19 protein-coding genes are annotated in these 19,600 nt (G+C 72.2%); 12 read left to right on the top strand and 7 right to left on the bottom strand.

All coding sequences use genetic code 11. From position 1 onward, the window contains the following. Positions 1–132 carry a hypothetical protein gene (locus ABT116_RS19085; RefSeq protein ID WP_104781486.1) on the top strand — a complete coding sequence of 44 codons (132 nt, stop codon included), beginning with the start codon at positions 1–3 and terminating at the stop codon, positions 130–132. A 55-nt stretch (positions 133–187) separates the two neighbouring features. On the opposite strand, the gene ABT116_RS19080 is transcribed toward ABT116_RS19085, so the two are convergent. Next, positions 188–1,771 (bottom strand): purple acid phosphatase family protein, encoded by a 1,584-nt coding sequence (locus ABT116_RS19080; protein WP_351634825.1) that lies wholly within the window; start codon positions 1,769–1,771, stop codon positions 188–190. 154 nt (positions 1,772–1,925) lie between these two features. Here ABT116_RS19080 and ABT116_RS19075 point away from each other — a divergent pair, with 154 nt between their 5' ends. Continuing rightward, positions 1,926–2,969, top strand: coding sequence for a 3-isopropylmalate dehydrogenase (locus ABT116_RS19075; RefSeq protein WP_351634822.1), 1,044 nt, complete (start codon positions 1,926–1,928; stop codon positions 2,967–2,969). Positions 2,970–3,211: 242 nt separating this feature from the next. After that, a complete protein-coding gene (locus ABT116_RS19070; protein WP_351634819.1) occupies positions 3,212–4,300 on the top strand; it encodes a branched-chain amino acid aminotransferase in 1,089 nt (362 codons plus the stop codon). A gap of 56 nt (positions 4,301–4,356) precedes the next feature. On the opposite strand, the gene ABT116_RS19065 is transcribed toward ABT116_RS19070, so the two are convergent. Further along, a complete protein-coding gene (locus ABT116_RS19065; protein WP_351634816.1) occupies positions 4,357–5,787 on the bottom strand; it encodes a cytosine permease in 1,431 nt (476 codons plus the stop codon). 115 nt (positions 5,788–5,902) lie between these two features. Between ABT116_RS19065 and ureA the strand changes: the two genes are divergently transcribed. The 6 genes from ureA (at position 5,903) to cimA (ending at position 12,232) form a co-directional block, all read left to right on the top strand. Beyond that, positions 5,903–6,607: an urease subunit gamma gene (gene ureA, locus ABT116_RS19060; protein WP_351634813.1), complete on the top strand. Its 705-nt coding sequence runs from the start codon at positions 5,903–5,905 to the stop codon at positions 6,605–6,607. Beyond that, positions 6,604–8,316, top strand: a complete 1,713-nt coding sequence (locus ABT116_RS19055) for an urease subunit alpha (RefSeq protein WP_351634810.1) — start codon at positions 6,604–6,606, stop codon at positions 8,314–8,316. Before ureA ends, ABT116_RS19055 begins: the two co-directional genes overlap by 4 nt. Before the next feature lie 9 nt (positions 8,317–8,325). Next, positions 8,326–9,363, top strand: coding sequence for an agmatine deiminase family protein (locus tag ABT116_RS19050; RefSeq protein WP_351634807.1), 1,038 nt, complete (start codon positions 8,326–8,328; stop codon positions 9,361–9,363). A gap of 8 nt (positions 9,364–9,371) precedes the next feature. Beyond that, positions 9,372–9,971 (top strand): TetR/AcrR family transcriptional regulator, encoded by a 600-nt coding sequence (locus ABT116_RS19045; RefSeq protein ID WP_351634804.1) that lies wholly within the window; start codon positions 9,372–9,374, stop codon positions 9,969–9,971. Between the two features lie 22 nt (positions 9,972–9,993). Continuing rightward, positions 9,994–10,326, top strand: coding sequence for a hypothetical protein (locus tag ABT116_RS19040; protein WP_351634802.1), 333 nt, complete (start codon positions 9,994–9,996; stop codon positions 10,324–10,326). Positions 10,327–10,627: 301 nt separating this feature from the next. After that, positions 10,628–12,232, top strand: coding sequence for a citramalate synthase (cimA, locus tag ABT116_RS19035; RefSeq protein ID WP_351634799.1), 1,605 nt, complete (start codon positions 10,628–10,630; stop codon positions 12,230–12,232). A gap of 25 nt (positions 12,233–12,257) precedes the next feature. Here the strand turns inward: cimA and ABT116_RS19030 are convergent, their stop codons facing one another. Further along, positions 12,258–12,917 carry an SLATT domain-containing protein gene (locus tag ABT116_RS19030; RefSeq protein WP_351634797.1) on the bottom strand — a complete coding sequence of 220 codons (660 nt, stop codon included), beginning with the start codon at positions 12,915–12,917 and terminating at the stop codon, positions 12,258–12,260. Positions 12,918–13,058: 141 nt separating this feature from the next. Here ABT116_RS19030 and ABT116_RS19025 point away from each other — a divergent pair, with 141 nt between their 5' ends. After that, the gene (locus ABT116_RS19025) at positions 13,059–14,396 is read left to right on the top strand and encodes a hypothetical protein (RefSeq protein WP_351634793.1); all 1,338 of its coding nucleotides are present in this window, start codon (positions 13,059–13,061) and stop codon (positions 14,394–14,396) included. Positions 14,397–14,584: 188 nt separating this feature from the next. Here ABT116_RS19025 and ABT116_RS19020 read toward each other — a convergent pair whose 3' ends face one another. Next, positions 14,585–15,757, bottom strand: a complete 1,173-nt coding sequence (locus ABT116_RS19020; protein ID WP_351634790.1) for a Cmx/CmrA family chloramphenicol efflux MFS transporter — start codon at positions 15,755–15,757, stop codon at positions 14,585–14,587. Between the two features lie 166 nt (positions 15,758–15,923). After that, on the bottom strand, positions 15,924–16,862 hold the full coding sequence (locus ABT116_RS19015; RefSeq protein WP_351634787.1) for a DMT family transporter: 939 nt from the start codon (positions 16,860–16,862) through the stop codon (positions 15,924–15,926). Between the two features lie 71 nt (positions 16,863–16,933). On the opposite strand from ABT116_RS19015, the gene ABT116_RS19010 reads away from it, so the two are divergent. Both ABT116_RS19010 and ABT116_RS19005 read left to right on the top strand, forming a co-directional pair. After that, positions 16,934–17,518 carry a TetR/AcrR family transcriptional regulator gene (locus tag ABT116_RS19010; protein ID WP_351634784.1) on the top strand — a complete coding sequence of 195 codons (585 nt, stop codon included), beginning with the start codon at positions 16,934–16,936 and terminating at the stop codon, positions 17,516–17,518. Positions 17,519–17,557: 39 nt separating this feature from the next. Next, the gene (locus ABT116_RS19005) at positions 17,558–18,139 is read left to right on the top strand and encodes a YdeI/OmpD-associated family protein (protein ID WP_351634780.1); all 582 of its coding nucleotides are present in this window, start codon (positions 17,558–17,560) and stop codon (positions 18,137–18,139) included. Between the two features lie 67 nt (positions 18,140–18,206). Here ABT116_RS19005 and ABT116_RS19000 read toward each other — a convergent pair whose 3' ends face one another. Together ABT116_RS19000 and ABT116_RS18995 are read right to left on the bottom strand one after the other, a co-directional pair. Then, positions 18,207–18,992: a S1 family peptidase gene (locus tag ABT116_RS19000; protein ID WP_351634777.1), complete on the bottom strand. Its 786-nt coding sequence runs from the start codon at positions 18,990–18,992 to the stop codon at positions 18,207–18,209. Positions 18,993–19,209: 217 nt separating this feature from the next. Then, positions 19,210–19,600: YceI family protein (locus ABT116_RS18995; RefSeq protein WP_351634774.1), on the bottom strand; the 391-nt coding region annotated here is incomplete at its 5' end.

Raw genomic sequence — 19,600 nt, 5'->3', positions numbered from 1 at the left:
ATGGCCGAGACGACCGTCCGCCGCCGAGTCCGTCACGTTTCCCGTACCACCGAGTCCGACCGGAAGAACGCCGCCGCCGCGCTCCAGCGCGCCCTCGACCGCAGGGACAACGGCGGATCCAGCGGCCACTGAGCCGTAGCAACACCCGCAGGACCGGGAGCCGCCCGCCGAGGCGCGGTGCGGGGCCTCACGCCCCGCGCCGCACCTCGAAGTGGTCGATCCGCTCACCGCTCGACGCCAGCGCCGACACCTTCAGCCTCGGCCTGGTGCCGCTCTCCGCCTCCACCGAGAGGAACGAGAAACCGCGGTAGCGCACCCGTGACCACTGCGCCGACTCCGCCTTGGTGTCCCGGGACTTGGTCCACCGGAACGTGGCGACCGGCTCGTGGTCGGCGGTGTTCCCCTCGTAGCTCTCCTTCACGCCGCCGGGGAAGCCGTACAGCTCCTTGCCGCCGCCGCCCGCGGTGACGTACACGATCCCGTCCCGCCGAGGATCCGTCGTCCCGCCGACCGGCACCGGCCTGCCCACCTCACCGCCCCGGATCGCGTCCGTGCGTTCGTAGACGTGGTTGTGCCCGTTGATCACCAGGTCCACCTCGTGCCGGGCGAACAGTGGCAGCCACTCGGCCCGCACCCCGCCGTCGGAGGCGTGCGTGGACGTCGAGTACGCGCAGTGGTGGAAGAAGACGACGACGAAGTCGACGTCCTTCGAGGACCTCAGCTCGCCGAGCTTGGCGTCCAGCCACTTCGTCTGCCTCCCCTCCGTGTAGCCGAAGTTGGCGGGGATCTCGTACGAGACGTCGTTCGCGTCCAGCGCGACCACGCCGACGTTGCCGTAGGTGAAGGCGTACACGCCCGGTGCGGTACGCGCGTCGAAGCCGCTGTCCGGCAGGGAGAACCGGGCGAGCTGGCCGCCGTAGCCGTCCGGTGAGTACCAGGCCTCCATGTCGTGGTTGCCGGTCGTCACCATCCACGGCACCGACCGGGCCACCGGCTCGGTCTGCTTCAGGAACCGGTCCCACTGGCTCGCGTCGAAGACGTCCGACTCCTTGCCCTGGCCGGTGGGATCGGCGTAGCAGATGTCGCCGGCGTGCAGATGGAAGGCGGGCTCGCGCCGCAGCAGCGTACGGTCGTTGAGGGCCGCCTCGTCACCGACGCCCTGGTCGCCGAACGCGGTGAACACGAAACGCTCGGGCGGGCTCGCCGGAGCCGTGCGGAAGGACGTGACGGTCGACCGGTGCCGTGGGGAGGCCGGATCGAAGCCCTCGTGGCCGACGCCGTAGTAGTACGTCGTGCCCGGGCGCAGCCCGTCCAGCGCCGCGTGCAGGTAGTACTGCTCGACCGCCGCCCGTACGCCCTTCAGCTCCGGGGTGTGCAGGTCGCGCAACTCCGCCTCGATCCTGCGGCCGAGGTCGTCGGGGCGCAGGCCGACCCGGACGTACGGCTTCTTCACCGCGAGCGGCACCTGCCAGGAGATCCGCATCTGCGTCTTCGGATCGGCGCCGAAGGCCAGATGGCGCCCGAAGGGGGTGATCAAGGAGCCGGGGGCCTTCGACGTGGCGGGCGACGGGCTCCCGGTCGCCGTGGCGCCGCCCTGACCGGAACGGGAGCCGGAGCCGGCGCCGCAGCCGGTCAGCAGCCCGCTCGCCACCGCGCCCGCGGTCACCAGGGTGCGCCGCCGCGACAGCCGCGTCCGCAGGTACTCGTGCTGCTCCGCCATGCTCATCCGGCGCGCGAGCTCGGGCGGGATGCCGAAGTGGGGGATCTCCATGTCCGGAGAACTTCCCAGCAAAGGCCGACGACCGCACCACATATGGGTGAACGGCACGCGACGGACGCGTGCCGTCCCCCGAGTGGGTGCTCCCGGAGTGTCCGCATCTCGGACACCGTGTGTCATCCCATGGGACGAGGAGTAGGGTGCCCGCATGTCTCGCAGCATCAATCTCGCAGTGATCCCCGGTGACGGCATCGGCCAGGAGGTCGTGGCCGAAGGCCTGAAGGTCCTCTCCGCCGTCCTTCCGCAGGATGTGAAGCTGGAGACCGAGGAGTACGACTTCGGCGCCCGGCGCTACCACGCCACCGGTGAGACCCTCACCGACGCCGACCTCGACGCCCTGAAGCGGCACGACGCCATCCTGCTCGGCGCGATCGGCGACCCGACCGTGCCCTCCGGCGTCCTGGAGCGCGGCTTCCTGCTCAAGCTCCGCTTCGCCTTCGACCACCACGTCAACCTGCGTCCCTCCAAGCTCCTGCCGGGTGTCGCCACCCCGCTCGCGGGCGAGCCGCAGATCGACTTCGTCGTGGTCCGCGAGGGCACCGAGGGCCCCTACACCGGCAACGGCGGCACCATCCGCAAGGGCACCGAGCACGAGGTCGCCACGGAGGTCTCCGTGAACACCGCCTTCGGTGTCGAGCGCGTGGTCCGGGACGCCTTCGCCCGTGCCCAGGCCCGCCCCCGCAAGAAGCTCGCGCTGATCCACAAGAACAACGTGCTGACCTTCGCCGGTCACCTGTGGACCAACATCTTCAACAAGGTGGCCGAGGAGTTCCCCGAGGTCACCACCGAGTACATGCACGTGGACGCGGCGACGATCTACCTCGTCACGCAGCCCGAGCGCTTCGACGTGATCGTCACGGACAACCTCTTCGGCGACATCGTCACCGACCTCGCCGCGGCCGTCTCCGGCGGCATCGGCGTCGCGGCCTCCGGCAACATCAACCCCTCCGGCGACTTCCCGTCCATGTTCGAGCCCGTGCACGGCTCGGCCCCGGACATCGCCGGCCAGGGCAAGGCCGACCCGACCGCCACCGTGCTGTCGGTCGCCCTGCTCCTGCGCCACCTCGGCTACGAGGCCGAGGCCGCCCGCATCGACGAGGCGGTCGCCGCCGACCTGTCGGAGCACACCGGCAAGCCCGCCCGCTCCACCTCGGAGATCGGCGACGCACTCGCCGTACGCGTAGCCGGCTGACCCGCCGCTGCACACCGCAAGCCGCCGGGTCGCGACCGCACCCGGCGGCTTCCGCATGTTCCCGCCGGGTGTCACCATCGACCACCGGGCCGCATTCACCCCGTTCCTTCCGCCGCCGCTCCCGGGCGATAATCGAACGCGAGGCCGCGCAATGAGGGAATGCTCGGACGTCCTAGCACTGGTCACCATCAGAGCAGTACCGAGCGCGGCCCGTCACTACAACCGGTGAAGGACATCAATCCATGACGACGCCCACGATCGAGCTCAAGCCCTCCGCCCACCCGCTCTCCGCCGCGGAACGCGAGGCGATCCTGGCCAACCCCGGGTTCGGCCGCCACTTCACCGACCACATGGTGACGATCAAGTGGACGGAAGGCCGCGGGTGGCACGACGGTCAGCTCGTGCCGTACGCGCCGATCTCCCTGGACCCCGCCACCACGGTCCTGCACTACGCGCAGGAGATCTTCGAGGGGCTGAAGGCCTACCGGCAGCCGAACGGGTCCGTCGCCACCTTCCGCCCCGAGAAGAACGCCGAGCGGTTCCAGCGTTCCGCCCGCCGGCTGGCCATGCCGGAGCTGCCGGTCGAGACGTTCATCGAGGCGTGCGACGTCCTGGTGCAGCAGGACAAGGCGTGGGTGCCGGCGCACGGCGGCGAGGAGTCCCTCTACCTGCGGCCGTTCATGATCGCCACCGAGGTCGGGCTGGGTGTGAAGCCGGCCAACGAGTACCTGTTCCTGGTGATCGCCTCCCCGGCCGGGGCGTACTTCCCCGGTGGTGTGAAGCCGGTGTCCATCTGGGTCTCCGAGGACCGCGTCCGTGCCGTCCCCGGCGGTATGGGCGATGCGAAGACGGGCGGCAACTACGCGGCGTCCCTGCTCGCGCAGGCCGAGGCCGCGACGAAGGGCTGCGACCAGGTCTGCTACCTCGACGCCGTGGAGCACACGTGGGTCGAGGAGCTGGGCGGCATGAACCTGTACTTCGTGTACGGCGACAAGATCGTCACGCCGTCCCTCACCGGGTCGATCCTGGAGGGTGTCACCCGGGACTCCCTGCTCGCCGTCGCCCGTGACCTCGGGTACGAGGCCGAGGAGGGCCGGGTCTCGGTCGACCAGTGGCAGCGGGACTCGGAGAACGGGTCGCTGACCGAGGTCTTCGCCTGCGGTACGGCCGCGGTGATCACTCCGGTCGGTACGGTGAAGAGGGCCGGGGCGGAGTGGAAGCAGAGCGGGGGAGAGCCGGGCGAGGTCACGCTGCGGCTGCGCCAGGCGCTGCTCGACATTCAGCGGGGTACGGCCTCGGATGCGCACGGTTGGATGCACCGCCTGGGCTGACCGGCCCCGGGGGCTCCGCCCCCGGACCCCCGGCCTATGCCCACCCGCGCCACCCGTCAGTCGGACAGAGAAGCCGGTGCAGGGGCCTCGACCCCGGGTTCCGTCGAAACGGGCCCCGGGGCCGACACCAGATACGCCACCCCTCCCACCACCCCCGACAGCAGGAAGCTGCAGTCCACCCCGCCCGTCAGGGACAGCAGCGGGCCCTCGTACGACGGCAGGGACACCGCCAGGACGCCCACCGTCGCCCCGGCCGCCCAGGAGAGGGTCGCCGGGACGTTCCAGCCGGCGCGGTACCAGTACAGACCGCCCCGGGCGCGGCGGTTGAAGACCTGGAGGGCGTCCGCGTCGTAGAGCCCGCCGCAGCGGGCGAAGCCGATGAGGGTGATGACCGCCCAGGGTGTGCCGATGGCGGTCAGGAGGAGCACGAAGGACGTCATCGCGTCCTGCGCGGTCGAGTAGTAGTGCCCGGCGAAGACACAGGCCGTGGCGACGGCCGCCACCACGTAGGTCGCCCGGGCCCGCGAGGCGCGCGGCAGGATCGCGTCCAGGTCGAGGCCCATCGAGTACAGCATCAGCCCCGCGTTGCCGACCGAGCCGGCCGAGGCGGCGAGGAGCAGCGGGACGAGGTACCAGGACGGGGCCACATCGACCAGCGGGCCGGCGTAGTCGAGGGCCGCCCCGGCCGCGTACGCCGTGAACGTGCCGAACAGCTGCGGCACCAGCAGGCCCAGCAGCAGCCCGAGCCAGGTCGCGTGCAGCACCCGGCGGGAGGAGTGGCGGGCCGGGGAGATGTAGCGGGTGTAGTCGCCGAGCAGCGTGATGAACGCGACCGGCCCGGACAGTCCGGCGGCCACGGCCGCGAGCAGCCAGGTGGGCCAGAAGCCGCCCAGGAGATAGCCGCCGGCCTCCGGCAGCGCGGCGGCGGTGAAACCGGGGGCGTAGGCGATCACGCCGAGCGCCAGCAGGGCCGTCATGCCGAACGCCAGCACCCGTGACATCGCCAGCAGGACCCGGTAGCCGTGGACGGCGCCCGCGACGGTGGCCGCGGCGAGCAGCCCGTAGACCACGCCGTACGACATCCCGCCCTGCGGCAGTCCGGCCAGCCGGCCCAGCACGCTCACCATCACGTCCCCGCCGATCCACACGGTCAGCGCGGTGTAGCCGAGGGCCAGCAGCAGCCCGACCACCGAGCCGACCAGTCGCCCGCGGACCCCGAACTGGGCACCGGAGGAGGTCGACAGGTTGGTTCCGGTGCGCAGCGAGACCAGTGCCAGCGGGGCCGTGAACAGCACGCCCACCACCGTGCCCGCGAGCACCGCGCTGACCGACGACCACCAGTCCAGGCCGAAGGACGGCGGCAGCCAGCCGAAGACGATCACGCCCAGGCAGAGGTTGGAGCCGAGCAGGATCGAGACGAGATCCCGCGGCCCGCTGGTGCGTTCCTCCTCGGGGATGGTGTCGACTCCGCGCTGTTCGATCGGCATGCTGGTCTCCCTCGGTTAGATCGACGTTCAATCTGCTGGGTGCGTTGCCTCGCCGTCAACCTTCCGAGGGCGGGGAATTTATGTTTAGAGTGTTGCTCTAAATGGAGGGAGTGACATGCGGCTGACCCCGACCGAACGCGACCGGCTGCTGCTCTTCGGCGCCGCCGAACTCGCCCGCGCCCGCCGGGCCAGGGGACTGAGGCTCAACGTCCCCGAGGCGACCGCGCTCATCGCCGACACGGTGTGCGAGGCAGCCCGGGACGGCAGGCGGCTCGCGGAGGCCGTCGAGGTGGCCCGGTCCGTCCTGGGGCCCGACGACGTGCTGCCCGGCGTCGCCGACGTGGTCACCGAGGTGCACGTCGAGGCCGTCTTCGACGACGGCTCCCGGCTCGCGGTCGTCTCCGCCCCCATCGGCGGCGGCTCGGGGCCGCACGCCCCGGGCGCGCTGCTGCCCGGGCCGGAGCAGCCCGAGCCGGAGCCGGCCGAGCGGCTCGCGGTCACCAACACCGCGACCGTGCCCGTCTCGGTGACCTCCCACTTCCACTTCTTCGAGGCCAACCCCCGCCTCGACTTCGACCGCGGCCGGGCCTACGGCATGCGGCTCGCCGTGCCCGCGGGGTCGTCCGTGCGGTTCGGGCCGGGGGAGAGCGCCGAGGTCGGGCTGGTGCCGATCGGCGGCGAGCGGATCGCGATCGGGTTCGCCGGGCTCGTCGACGGGCCGCTGGACGCGCCGGGCGCGAAGGAGGAGGCGCTGCGGCGGGCCGCCGCCTGCGGCTATCTCGGCGTACCGGAAACAGCTGATCAGGAGGTCGAGCGATGAGCCGCCCAGGAGGGCACCCCGCCGAGGCCCGCCGCCTCACCCCGTACGAGTACGCCGCCACCCACGGGCCCCGCGCCGGTGACCGCATCCGTCTCGGCGACTCGGGCCTCGTCGTCCGGGTCGAGTCCGACTCCCAGCTGTACGGCGACGAGTTCCTCGCCGGGTTCGGCAAGACCGCCCGCGACGGGCTGCACCTCAAGGCCGCCGCGGTCCGGGAGACCTGTGACGTCGTGGTCAGCAACGTCGTGGTGATCGACGCCGTGCAGGGCATCCGGAAGGTGTCCATCGGCATCCGCGAGGGCCGGATCTGCTCGATCGGGCGGGCCGGCAACCCCGACACCCTCGACGGGGTCGACGTCGTCGTCGGCACGGGCACCTCGATCGTCTCCGGCGAGGGCCTCATCGCCACCGCCGGGGCCGTCGACACCCACGTGCACCTGCTGTCGCCCCGCATCATGGAGGCCTCGCTCGCCTCCGGTGTGACCACGGTCATCGGGCAGGAGTTCGGCCCGGTGTGGGGCGTCGGCGTCAACTCGCCCTGGGCACTGCGGCACGCGTTCGACGCGTTCGACGCCTGGCCGGTCAACATCGGCTTCCTGGGCCGGGGTTCCTCCTCCCACGAGGCGCCTCTGATCGAGGCCCTCGCCGAGGGCGGCGCCTCCGGCTTCAAGGTGCACGAGGACATGGGCGCCCACACCAGGGCGCTGGACACCGCCCTGCGGGTCGCCGAGGAGCACGACGTCCAGGTCGCCCTGCACAGCGACGGGCTGAACGAGTGCCTGTCGGTGGAGGACACCCTGCGCGTGCTGGAGGGCCGGACCATCCACGCCTTCCACATCGAGGGCTGCGGCGGCGGGCACGTCCCCAACGTCCTGAAGATGGCGGGCGTGCCGAACGTCATCGGCTCCTCCACCAACCCGACCCTGCCCTTCGGCCGGGACGCCGTCGCCGAGCACTACGGCATGATCGTCTCGGTCCACGACCTCAAGACCGACCTGCCCGGCGACGCCGCCATGGCCCGGGACCGCATCCGGTCCGGCACCATGGGCGCCGAGGACGTCCTGCACGACCTGGGCGCGATCGGCATCACCTCGTCGGACGCGCAGGGCATGGGGCGCGCGGGCGAGACCGTCCGCCGTACCTTCGCCATGGCCGGGAAGATGAAGGCCGAGTTCGGCGCTCCGGACGACGGCCACGACAACGAGCGCGTCCTGCGCTACATGGCCAAGCTGACCGTCAACCCCGCCCTCGCCCACGGGCTTTCGCACGAGGTCGGGTCCATCGAGACGGGCAAGCTCGCCGACATCGTGCTGTGGCGGCCCGAGTACTTCGGTGCCAAGCCACAGCTCGTGCTGAAGGCCGGCTTCCCCGCGTACGGCGTGGTCGGCGACCCCAACGCGGCGACCGACACCTGCGAACCCCTCGTCCTCGGACCGCAGTTCGGCGCGTACGGGGCGACGCCGGCCGACATCTCGGTGGCCTTCGTCGCACGGGCCGCGCTCGACCAGGGGAACGACACCATGCCGACCCGGCGCCGCAGGGTCGCCGTGCGCGGCACCCGTGGCATCGGCCCGGCCGACCTGCGCCTCAACTCCCGTACCGGGGCCGTCGACGTCGACCAGCGCACCGGCCTCGTGACCCTCGACGGCGAGCCGCTGCGCTCCGAACCCGCCGAGTCCGTCTCCCTCAACCGCCTCTACTTCCTCTGAGGATCAACGATGTCCGCAGCCGCCGACGGCTTCCGCATGCCCGCCGAATGGGTTCCGCACGAGCGGACCTGGATGGCCTGGCCGGGCCCGAACCAGACCTTCGACGACCCCGGGGAGCTGGCCGCCGCCCGGGTCGCCTGGGCAGCGGTGGCCCGGGCCGTGCGCCGCTTCGAGCCGGTGACCGTGGTGTGCGGGCCGGGGCAGTCGGGCGAGGCGCGTGCGCTGCTGGGCGAGGGCGTCGACACGGTCGAGCGGGACCTCGACGACGCCTGGATGCGCGACATCGGCCCGACCTTCCTGACCGACGGGAAAGGCCGACTGGCCGCCGTCGACTGGACGTTCAACGGCTGGGGCGCCCAGGAGTGGGCCCGCTGGGAGCACGATGCGAAGATCGCCGCGCACGTCGCCGGCCTCGCCGGGGCACGGACGTACGCCTCGGAGCTCGTCAACGAGGGCGGGGCGATCCATGTCGACGGTGAGGGCACCGTCCTGCTGACCGAGACCGTCCAGCTCGGCCCGGAGCGCAACCCGGGCTGGTCCCGCGAGCAGGTCGAGGCCGAGATCCACGCCCAGCTCGGCACCCGCAAGGCGATCTGGCTGCCGCGCGGCCTGACCGGCGACTACCCTCCCCACGGCTTCGGCACCCTGGGCCACGTCGACATCGTGGCGGCCTTCGCCCGCCCGGGCGTCGTCGTGGCCCACTCCCAGCCGGACCCCGCCCACCCCGACCACGAGATCACCAAGGAGGTCATCGGCCTGCTGAGCTCCCGGACCGACGCGCGCGGACGGCGACTGGAGGTCGTGGAGGTCCACGCCCCGACCGTCCTGGAGGCCGACGGCCACTGGGCCGACTACTCCTACATCAACCACTACCTCTGCAACGGCGGCGTGGTGCTCTGCGGCTTCGACGACCCGCGCGACGAGATCGCGGCCGGCATCTTCCGCCGCCTGTTCCCCGAACGGACCGTGACCCTGGTGGACGCCCGTACGATCTTCGCGGGCGGTGGCGGCATCCACTGCATCACGCAGCAGCAGCCGAGGACCTAGGAGTGCACATGGCCGGTGGGCGAAGGCAGGCCCCGCCCCGCGAGGACGTTCTCGCCGCCGCCATGGACATGATCGCCGAGCGCGGCCTGGAGAAGCTCACCATGGCCGCTCTCGGCCGCGAGGTCGGGATGAGCAGCGGCCACCTGCTCTACTACTTCGGCTCCAAGGACGAGTTGCTGCTGCGCACCCTGGAGTGGAGCGAGGGCCGGCTCGGGGTCGAGCGGGGGCGGCTGCTGACCCGGACCGCGCCCGCCCGCGAACGCCTCGACGCCTACGTCGACCTGTACGTCCCCGACGGCCACCGCGACCCGCACTGGACGCTGTGGCTGGAGGTCTGGAACCGCTCACAGAACGCCGATGAGGACGCCCGCGACCGGCAGGCCGCCATCGAGGGCGCCTGGCACCGCGACCTGGTCGCCCTGCTCGCCGAGGGCATCTCGCGGGGCGAGTTCCGCCGCGTCGACCCGGACCGGTTCGCCGCCCGTCTGCGGGCCCTGCTGGACGGGTTCGCCATCCACGTGGCGATCGGCCTGCGCGGCACCGACCGGGCGCAGATCCTCCGGCACGTCGGCGAGTTCCTCACCGACAGCCTCCTCGCGGACGGCTGAACGCCCGCCCGGGTTGTACTCCGTGCGCGACCTGAAGTCGGCCGAGCTGCGCCGGATCGACGCCGCCGACCCGGCCGCCTTCACCGCGTATCCGCAGCTCAGCGCCGACAACCGTTGCCTGGCCTTCGCCTCGGCCGACCCGGGCGACACGAACCGCACGACCCGTGCCTCCGTCCGCGACCCGCGCACCGGGCGCGCCACCCTCGCCGGCCCGGACGCGCAGGGTGGCCCGAACGGCCAGAGTGTGTGCGGCCCGGTGATCGACCGCGACGGCCGCACCCTCGCCTTCGGCAGCTCCTCACCCGACCTCGTCCCCGGCGACACCTCGCACAGCCACGTCCGTCACCTGAGGTGACCGACCGCATCCTGAGACGGCGGTGAGTGGAGCGCGAGGGTGTGCCAGACTTCCCCCGTGCTCTCGTTCGCCATGATTATTGGCAGCAGGCGCGCCGGTCCGCAGTGACCACCACGTACGACCAGGTACGGGTGGACACCGTCGTCCTCGACCCGCGCGCAGACCTCTCGCACCCGCGAGGGGTTTTTCGCATTTCTGGCCCACCCACAGCCGGAAGGCGAGAGCGCGAGGGAGTATGTGAGGGCGGTGGAGCCGGTCATTCCGGTACGACCGAGATCCCATCCTCAGGAGCCTTGAGACCATGACCGAAACCAGCGAGCTCGACGATTCCTTCCACGTCTTCGACACCACCCTGCGCGACGGCGCCCAGCGGGAGGGCATCAACCTCACCGTCGCCGACAAGCTGGCCATCGCACGGCACCTGGACGACTTCGGCGTGGGCTTCATCGAGGGCGGCTGGCCGGGCGCCAACCCCCGGGACACCGAGTTCTTCGCCCGCGCCCAGCAGGAGATCGACTTCCGGCACGCCCAGCTCGTCGCGTTCGGCTCCACCCGCCGCGCCGGCACCACCGCCGACCAGGACCCTCAGGTCAGGGCGCTCCTGGAGTCCGGCGCACCGGTGATCACGCTCGTCGCCAAGTCGCACGACCGCCATGTCGAACTCGCGCTGCGCACCACGCTGGACGAGAACCTGGCGATGGTCCGCGACACCGTGTCCTTCCTCAAGGAGCAGGGCCGCCGGGTCTTCATCGACTGCGAGCACTTCTTCGACGGCTACCGCGCCAACCCCGAGTACGCCAAGGCGGTCGTCCGTACGGCCTCGGAGGCCGGCGCGGACGTCGTCGTGCTCTGCGACACCAACGGCGGCATGCTCCCGGCCCAGATCCAGGCCGTCGTCTCCACGGTCCTCGCCGACACCGGCGCCCGGCTCGGCATCCACGCCCAGGACGACACCGGCTGCGCGGTCGCCAACACCCTGGCAGCCGTCGACGCCGGCGCCACGCACGTGCAGTGCACGGCCAACGGCTACGGCGAGCGTGTCGGCAACGCCAACCTCTTCCCGGTCGTGGCGGCCCTGGAACTGAAGTACGGCAAGAAGGTCCTGCCCGAGGGCCGTCTGCGTGAGATGACCCGCATCTCGCACGCCATCGCGGAGGTCGTCAACCTCACCCCCTCCACGCACCAGCCCTACGTCGGCCTCTCCGCCTTCGCCCACAAGGCCGGACTGCACGCCTCGGCGATCAAGGTCGACCCGGACCTGTACCAGCACATCGACCCCGAGCAGGTCGGCAACACCATGCGGATGCTGGTCTCCGACATGGCCGGACGGGCGTCCATCGAGCTCAAGGGCAAGGAGCTCGGCGTCGACCTCGGCGGCGACCGCGAGCTGGTCGGCCGGGTGGTCGAGCGGGTGAAGGAGCGAGAGCTCGAGGGCTACACGTACGAGGCCGCCGACGCGAGCTTCGAACTCCTGCTGCGCGCCGAGGTCCAGGGCAGGCCGCTGCGCTACTTCGAGGTCGAGTCCTGGCGGGCCATCGTCGAGGACCGGCCCGACGGCTCCCACGCCAACGAGGCCACGGTCAAGCTGTGGGCCAAGGGCGAGCGCATCGTCGCCACCGCGGAGGGCAACGGCCCGGTCAACGCCCTCGACCGGTCCCTGCGCGTGGGCCTGGAGAAGATCTACCCGCAGCTCGCCAAGCTGGAGCTGGTGGACTACAAGGTGCGCATCCTGGAGGGCAAGCACGGCACCAGCTCCACGACCCGCGTGCTGATCTCCACGTCCGACGGCGCGGGCGAGTGGTCGACGGTCGGCGTCGCCGAGAACGTCATCGCCGCGAGCTGGCAGGCCCTGGAGGACGCGTACACCTACGGGCTGCTGCGCGCTGGGGTCGCTCCGGCGGAGTAGCCCCGGCCGGTGCCCGGGGCGCGTCTCACATCGCCGTGTCCCGGGACCGCGGCCCCGGGACCTCGCCGCCGCGGTCGCGGCCCGGGGTCCGGTCGAGGCGGAAGAGGCCGGCCGTGTGGGAGCGCTGGGCGGTGGCGGTGCTGGTGGAGCGGGTCAGCTCCTCGACACCGTCGGCCAGATAGCCGACCCACGCCGCGCCCTCGTCCTCGATGATCCGCTGCGCGTCGGTCCGCAGCCGCTCGATCACCCCGAGCAGGGCGGCCTGCTCCTTGTCGCTGGGGGAGTCGGTGGTCCTCAGGAACGCCTGCGCCCAGTCGGACTGCGCCTTCTTGAGGATCTGCTGCAGCGCCATCTCCGCGCGGATGTAGCGGGTCCAGGACGCCGAGAACCCGAAGATCCGGTCGAAGAGCACACAGCCCGCCCCGCCGGCCAGGAACACGAACCCCCACTCGGGCTGCACGGTCGTGGGCGAGGCCGCGTGCACCAGCGGCGTGATCGTGCCGATTATGCCCAGCAGCGTGGCGAGCGCACGCAGCGAACGCGACCACAGCGACGGCCCCCGGCGGCGGGCCAGATACCAGCCGATCGCCGACGTCACCTCCGCCTCGGCATGCCGGAACAGCTCCCACAGCAGGTCGGCGCGCGTACGCGACCGGTCCAGCTCGGTCAGTTCGGACACCGTCATGTCCGCAGCCCTGCGTCGTCCGAGCATGCTCCTGTTACCGCCCTTCCTGGATGGCCAGAGGCATCCTAGGCCCAGCCCCGGCCACAAATCCCTGCCTCGACGGATAACCCTTTCTGGGTGGTTTCGGGTAGCTTCGAACATATGAAGGCCGCACTGGTGCGTACCGTCGTACGTCTGCTGATCGTGCCGGTCGCCGCCGTACTGGCGGTGCTGCTGGCCGGTGCGCCGGGTGCGCACGCGGCCACCGACCTCTCCGAGGTCGCCCAGGAACTGCGCGAGAACCCCGTCTACGTCGATCCGGCCGCCTCCGGGCAGCTGGCGGCGTCGGACGCCGAGGCGCTCGCCGACAAGATCAAGGACGCGGACAAGCCCGTCTTCGTGGCCGTCCTCCCGGCCGGCTACCCCACGCAGGACCTCTTCCGGAACCTCCGCACCGAGACCGGCGTGACGGGCCTGTACGGCATCCACCTCGGCGACCGGTTCGACGCCCGGGCCGACAGCTCCGTGATGAGCCGGCAGGCGGTGTCCAACCTGGTCACGGCGGTGCAGGACGCGGGTGACACCAAGGCCCAGCTGAACGACTTCGTCGACGACGCCCTGCGCAACGTGGGCGGTTCGGCGCCGAGCAGCTGGAGCGACGGGTCGGGCACCGACGTGCCGGTCGGCGGCCTGATCACGATCGGCGCCCTGGCCGCGGCAGGCGGCGCGGGCGCCTACGCCGTGGTCCGCCGCAACCGGCGCCGCCACGAGGAGGAGCAGCGGGCCGCGCTGGAGAAGCTGCGGGTGGTCGTCGACGAGGACATCACCGCGTTCGGCGAGGAACTCGACCGGCTCGACTTCCATCCCGGGGAGCCCGGCGCCGACGACGCGATGCGCGCCGACTACGAGCGCGCCCTGGACTCCTACGAACAGGCCAAGTCCCTGATGGCGGCCGCGACGAAACCGGAGGACGTCCGGGCCGTCACGCAGGCCGTGGAGGACGGCCGGTTCTCCCTGGCCCGGCTCGCGGCCCGCCGAGAGGGCGGGGCCCTGCCGGAGCGCCGCCCGCCCTGCTTCTTCGACCCGCGCCACGGCCCCTCCGTCGCCGACGCCACCTGGACGCCCCCTGGCGGCGCAGCCCGCGAGGTCCCGGTCTGCGCGGCAGACGACAGGCGTCTGGCCGAGGGCCGCGACCCGGCGGTCCGCGAGGTCGACACCGACCACGGCCGCCGCCCCTACTGGGAGGCCGGCCCCGCGTACGGCCCCTGGGCCGGCGGCTACTTCGGCGGCGGCCTCCTGCCCGGCCTCCTCGTCGGCACCGTGCTCGGCAGCATGATGGCCGCCCCCGCCTACGCGGCCGACTACGGCTCCGGCTACGGCGACTTCGGCGGCTACGAGGGCGGCGACGTCTCCGGCGCGGACTTCGACACCGGCGACTTCGGGGGTGGCTTCGGAGGCGGTGACTTCGGCGGGGGCGGTGACTTCGGAGGCGGGTTCTGAGCGGTCCGGGGCCCGGCCGGGCTCTGGCACGAGCGCACTGCGCGCCGTGCCGGCCGGGCTCCTCGCTCCGGGCCCCATGTCGGAGAACAACCGAGCCAGGTCGTCGCGCCGGCGCCGGGGGCGGGGTTCCCGTGGCGAGGTGGCGAGGGCGCGCCGAGCCGCGCCCGGCGCGCCCGTGCCGCATGAGCTCAGGCCCGTAGCGTCTCCTGTCCCACGGCCCGCTCCCGGTTCCGGGCGGCCACCCCGGCGACCACGAACGCCAGCGCCACCAGACCCGCGCTGACCCACACCGGCGCCCGGTACCCGAACCCCGCGCCGATCACCGCACCTCCGGCCCACGGGCCCAGCGCCGCGCCCACGTTGAACGCCGCCGTCGCGAAACCACCGGCCAGGGTGGGCGCGCCCTGCGCCGCGTACAGCGCCCGGGCGATCAGCGTGGAGCCGACGCCGAAGGACAGGGCGCCCTGCACGCAGACGATCGCGAGCGCCGGGGCCGGGTGCCCGGCCCCGAGGGCGAGGGCGCACCAGCCCGCGCCCAGCGCCAGGCCTCCGCCGACGAGGACCGGCACGGGACGCCGGTCGGCGAAGCGCCCCGCGGCGGTCACCCCCAGGAACGCCCCGGCCCCGAACAGGGCCAGGACTCCGGGGACCCAGGCGCTGCCCAGCCCCGTGACCTCGGTGACCAGCGGCGCGAGATAGGTGAAGGTGCAGAACGTCGCGCCGTTCACCAGGGTGCCCAGCAGCAGGGTGACGAGCAGCCGGGGGCTGTGCAGCGACCGCAGTTCACCGCGCAGCGCGGGCGGCACACCCTCGGCCGTCCCGCCCGGCACGGACCACGCCACCGCGACCAGCGCGGGCAGCGACACCAGCGCCACGGCCCAGAACGCGGCGCGCCAGCCCCACAGTTCGCCGAGGACGGCCCCGGCCGGGACCCCGGCCACACACGCCAGCGTCACCCCGCCCAGCAGCGTGGAGGTGGCCCGCCCCTTCGCATCGGGCGGGACCATGCCCACGGCGGCGACCAGGGCGACGGCCAGGAATCCGGCGTTGGCGAGCGCCCCCACCACCCGGGCGACGAGCAGGACGGCGAAGCTGCCGGTGAGCGCACCGACGACATGGACGGCGAGGAAGACGACGAGGAACGCCAGCAGGGCGCCCCGCCGCGGCCAGCGCCGCGCGAGTCCCGCCACGAGGGGCGCCCCCACCACCATCCCGGCCGCGAAGGCCGAGGTCAGCGCACCCGCCGCGGGGACGGACACCCCCACGTCCCGCGCGATGTCCGGCACCAGCCCGGACAGCATGAACTCGGACGTGCCTTGCGCGAACACGGCAAGGCCCAGCAGAAGAAGAGCGAATGGCATGAAAGAGCTCCGCACCGGAGATCGACGTCGGACACGACAGTCGGACGGCAAACCGGCAGCGGAGCGGAGCGGGCGGCCTCAGCGGCCCGGCACCGGCGTCACGAACAGCCACCGGAGAGCCGGTGGCCGCACTCTGGACGCCTCGGGGCCGGACATGGACGGCAGGCTAGGCGGGGCCGGGGGACCGGGTCCACCGGTTTTCCCCCGGCTCCGCCCGGGCCGCGGTCAGGGTCGTGTCCCTCCGGCCGCCCCCGCGATGGACGATCACGACCGCCGCGAGGCAGACACTGAGCCCGACAGCGGTCTGCACGCCGAACGGCTCCCCGAACATCAGCGCGCCCCAGACCGCGGTGACCGGGGCCATCAGGAACATCAGTGTGTTGACCTTGGTGACGCCGGAACGCTTCAGGATGAGCCAGTACAGCCCGTAGCCGCCGAACGTGGAGAGTCCCACGAGCCAGGCGACCGCCACCCAGAAGTCCCCCGAGGCGGGCGGTGCGGCGGTCCCGGTGCCGAGGGCCAGGGCGGAGAAGAGGACCGCGCTGGTGGCGCAGTGCACGGTCAGCGACACCGACGGGGCGACCCGCGAGGAGGACCGGCCCTCCAGGAACGTCGCCGCGACCAGCGACAGCATGCCGAGCAGCGGCACCGCGTACGCCCACCACGCCACATCGCCGCCCGCCGCCGCGTCGGCCAGGGTGACCACGGCGACGCCGCTCAGCCCCAGGCCCAGACCGATCCACTGCCGGCCCGAGACGTACTGCCCCAGCAGGGGCCCTGCGAGGGCCCCGGCGACCAGGGGCTGAACCCCGTCGATCAGGGCCGTCGTGCCGCTGGAGACGCCGAGCTGGATGGCCTGGTAGACGCTGAGCAGATAGCCGCTCTGCGACAGCACGCCGACCACGGCCTGCCGGGCCAGGTCCCGGGCGGTGAGGCCCCGCCAGGCCGCCCGCATCACGACGGCGACGGCGACGAGGACGACGGCCAGGGGCAGGAAGCGCCACATCAGGATCGTGGGCGCGGACGCGCTGCCGGCGCCGAGCTTGGCGCCGATGAAACCGGAACTCCAGCACAGGACGAAGGCGAGGGAGAGGAGGATGTTCACGACATCACAACCAGTAGACAGATCGGTTTACCCGTTCCCCCCTCACTATACAGATCGGTATAGTCGGTGCCATGGGCACCACCGCACCGACCCCACGCCGGATCACGATGACGCCCGCTGCCCGCCGCGCCCTGACGGCCGCCGCCCGGCTGTTCTACGAGCGCGGCATCCACGCCGTCGGCGTCGACCTCATCGCCGCCGAGGCCGGGGTCACGAAGAAGACGCTCTACGACCGGTTCGGCTCCAAGGAGCAGATCGTCGTGGAGTACCTCGCGGAGCGCGACGAGCGCTGGCGGGCCTTCCTCGCCGAGCGCCTCGACGCGGCGGGCCCGGACCCGCGCGTGCGCGTCCTGACGGTGTTCGACGCCTCGCGCGCCTGGGCGGAGGAGTTCAGCCCCAGGGGGTGCAGCATGGTCAACGCCCACGCGGAGATCGGCGACCCCGCCCATCCGGCCCACCCGATCATCACCGGGCAGAAGCGGTGGATGCTCGACCTGTTCACACGCCTCGCCGCGGAGATCGCGCCGGAGGCGGCGGATGCGACGGCCCGGACGCTCATGCTGCTGCACGAGGGTGCCCTGGTCGCCCATGGCCTGGGCGTCTTTCCCGACGCCATCGCCCAGGCCCGCGAACAGGCCCGCGCACTGCTCGCGTAGCGGACAGCCAGGGTCCTACTTCCTCCCTACGGTGGTGCCATGACCAGCTCCGAGGGCACCGGCCCTGTCTCCTTCGCGACCACGGCCGAACTGGACTCCTGGCTTTCCGCGCACCCGGCGCCCCATTCCGGCCTCTGGGTCAGGATCGCGAAGAAGGGCTCGGGCATCCCCTCCGTCAGTGCCGCCGACGTCAACGACCTGGCCCTGTGCCACGGGTGGATCACCGGCCAGCGCAAGGGGGTTGACGAGGCGTACTACCTCCAGCGGATCACGCCGCGGCGTCCGGGCAGTCTGTGGTCCCTGGTCAACGTCCGGCGGGTCGAGGAGCTGACCGCCGCCGGACGGATGCGGCCCGGCGGGCTCGCGGAGGTGGCGGCAGCTCGGGCCGACGGCCGGTGGGAGGCGGCGTACGCGTCACAGAAGGAGGCCGAGGTCCCCGAGGACCTGGCGGTGGCGCTGGAGCGGAACCCCCGGGCCGCCGCGGCGTTCGAGGCCCTCGGGCGGACGGACCGGTACCTGGCGATGCTCGGCGTGCTGCGGGCCAGGACGGCGCGGAGCCAGGCCGCGCAGGTGGCGGCGGCGGTGGCGAAGCTGGAGTCACGGGAGCCGGAGGCAGGGTGAGTCCATACGGCGGAGGCCGCCGCGCGCAGCGGGCCCGGCTCCCTCGGAGCCGGGCCCTGAAGGCGTGTCAGAGGGTCGACGCCGCCGAAGCGATGGCGGAGGCGAAGGTGGAGACCTCCGTGTAGACGCCGGGAGCCTCGGGCCGGGCGCAGCCCTCGCCCCAGCTCACGATGCCGACCTGGATGAAGTTGCCGGCGTTGTCCTTGCGGAACATCGGGCCGCCGGAGTCGCCCTGGCAGGTGTCGACACCGCCCGCGTCGAAGCCGGCGCAGATCTCCTCGTTCGCGACGAGGCCGCTGTAGAGGCCGCCGTAGGCCTTGCACGCGGCGTCGCTGACGAACGGCACGGTCGCCTTGAGGAGGTAGCGCTGCTGGGAACCGCCCTCCCGGTTCGCGCCCCAGCCGGCGACGGTGAAGTCACCGGTGTTGTACTGCGTCGTGGTGGCGATCTTCAGGGTCGGCAGATTGATGGGCTGGGCGAGCTTGATGAGCGCCCAGTCCTTGCCGGTGCCGTTGTATCCGGGGGCGCGCAGCACCTTGGTGGAGCGGACCTGGACCCGGCCGCTGGTGGACTGCAGGTCGACGACCCCCGCGGTGGCGGTGATGCTCGTGTTGTTGCCGGAGCTGCCCACGCAGTGCGCGGCCGTGAGCACGATCTGCTGGGTGTAGAGCGCGCCGCCGCAGCCCATGGAGAGCCGGACCATGAACGGGAACTCGCCCTGCGCGGCCCGGGTCCCGCCGACGACGGGCGACGGGGCGGCCTGTGCGGCGGAGACGGGCTGGAGACTGGCGATCGCGAGCGCGGCGGCGCCGAGGACCGCGCATCTCTTGAGGGCCGTGAGGAGTCTCTTCAACGTGATGCCTTCCGTGGGGGGTTGACTGGGGAGGTGCAACCGAAGCATCAGATTGACGAGTACATGACAGCAGCAGGGCAAAAAGAACGTCCATGTGCTGGCATGGACTGGTCAAAATATTGCTGCTGGATTATGAGAACGGCGACAGTCTTTGCACAAGGGGCAGGAACCGGCCAGACCGGCCCGGCGATGATTCACCGGGCCGGCCCCACGGGGCTCACGCGTTCCTGATGGCCGAGATGTCGAAGTTCAGCTTGATCTTGTCGGAGACCAGGACGCCGCCGGTCTCCAGTGCGGCGTTCCAGGTCAGGCCCCACTCGGAGCGCAGGATCTCCGCCTTGCCCTCGAAGCCGACGCGCTCGTTGCCGAAGGGGTCCTTCGCGGCGCCGTTGAACTCGAGGTCGATGGCGAGCGGACGGGTGGTGCCGAGGATCGTCAGGTCGCCGGTGATCCGGTAGTCGTCGCCGCCCAGAGCCTCCACGCCGGTGGAGCGGAAGGTCATGGCCGGGAACTCGTCCGTCTTGAAGAAGTCCGCGCTCTTGAGGTGGCCGTCACGGTCGGCGTTGCCGGTCTCGATGCTGTCCATCACGACGTCGAGGGAGGCCGTC

The organism is Streptomyces sp. NPDC002130, assembly GCF_040296465.1.
Classification (GTDB): domain Bacteria; phylum Actinomycetota; class Actinomycetes; order Streptomycetales; family Streptomycetaceae; genus Streptomyces.
This window is presented reverse-complemented; position numbering and strand designations above follow the sequence as displayed.

What these genes read in the sequence shown, in the direction of transcription:
- ABT116_RS19085 (WP_104781486.1), top strand. Translation starts at nt 1, where the DNA reads ATGGCCGAGACGACCGTCCGCCGCCGAGTCCGTCACGTTTCCCGTACC.
- ABT116_RS19080 (WP_351634825.1), bottom strand. Translation starts at nt 1,771, where the DNA reads ATGGAGATCCCCCACTTCGGCATCCCGCCCGAGCTCGCGCGCCGGATG.
- ABT116_RS19075 (WP_351634822.1), top strand. Translation starts at nt 1,926, where the DNA reads ATGTCTCGCAGCATCAATCTCGCAGTGATCCCCGGTGACGGCATCGGC.
- ABT116_RS19070 (WP_351634819.1), top strand. Translation starts at nt 3,212, where the DNA reads ATGACGACGCCCACGATCGAGCTCAAGCCCTCCGCCCACCCGCTCTCC.
- ABT116_RS19065 (WP_351634816.1), bottom strand. Translation starts at nt 5,787, where the DNA reads ATGCCGATCGAACAGCGCGGAGTCGACACCATCCCCGAGGAGGAACGC.
- ureA (WP_351634813.1), top strand. Translation starts at nt 5,903, where the DNA reads ATGCGGCTGACCCCGACCGAACGCGACCGGCTGCTGCTCTTCGGCGCC.
- ABT116_RS19055 (WP_351634810.1), top strand. Translation starts at nt 6,604, where the DNA reads ATGAGCCGCCCAGGAGGGCACCCCGCCGAGGCCCGCCGCCTCACCCCG.
- ABT116_RS19050 (WP_351634807.1), top strand. Translation starts at nt 8,326, where the DNA reads ATGTCCGCAGCCGCCGACGGCTTCCGCATGCCCGCCGAATGGGTTCCG.
- ABT116_RS19045 (WP_351634804.1), top strand. Translation starts at nt 9,372, where the DNA reads ATGGCCGGTGGGCGAAGGCAGGCCCCGCCCCGCGAGGACGTTCTCGCC.
- cimA (WP_351634799.1), top strand. Translation starts at nt 10,628, where the DNA reads ATGACCGAAACCAGCGAGCTCGACGATTCCTTCCACGTCTTCGACACC.
- ABT116_RS19030 (WP_351634797.1), bottom strand. Translation starts at nt 12,917, where the DNA reads ATGACGGTGTCCGAACTGACCGAGCTGGACCGGTCGCGTACGCGCGCC.
- ABT116_RS19025 (WP_351634793.1), top strand. Translation starts at nt 13,059, where the DNA reads ATGAAGGCCGCACTGGTGCGTACCGTCGTACGTCTGCTGATCGTGCCG.
- ABT116_RS19020 (WP_351634790.1), bottom strand. Translation starts at nt 15,757, where the DNA reads ATGCCATTCGCTCTTCTTCTGCTGGGCCTTGCCGTGTTCGCGCAAGGC.
- ABT116_RS19010 (WP_351634784.1), top strand. Translation starts at nt 16,934, where the DNA reads ATGGGCACCACCGCACCGACCCCACGCCGGATCACGATGACGCCCGCT.
- ABT116_RS19005 (WP_351634780.1), top strand. Translation starts at nt 17,558, where the DNA reads ATGACCAGCTCCGAGGGCACCGGCCCTGTCTCCTTCGCGACCACGGCC.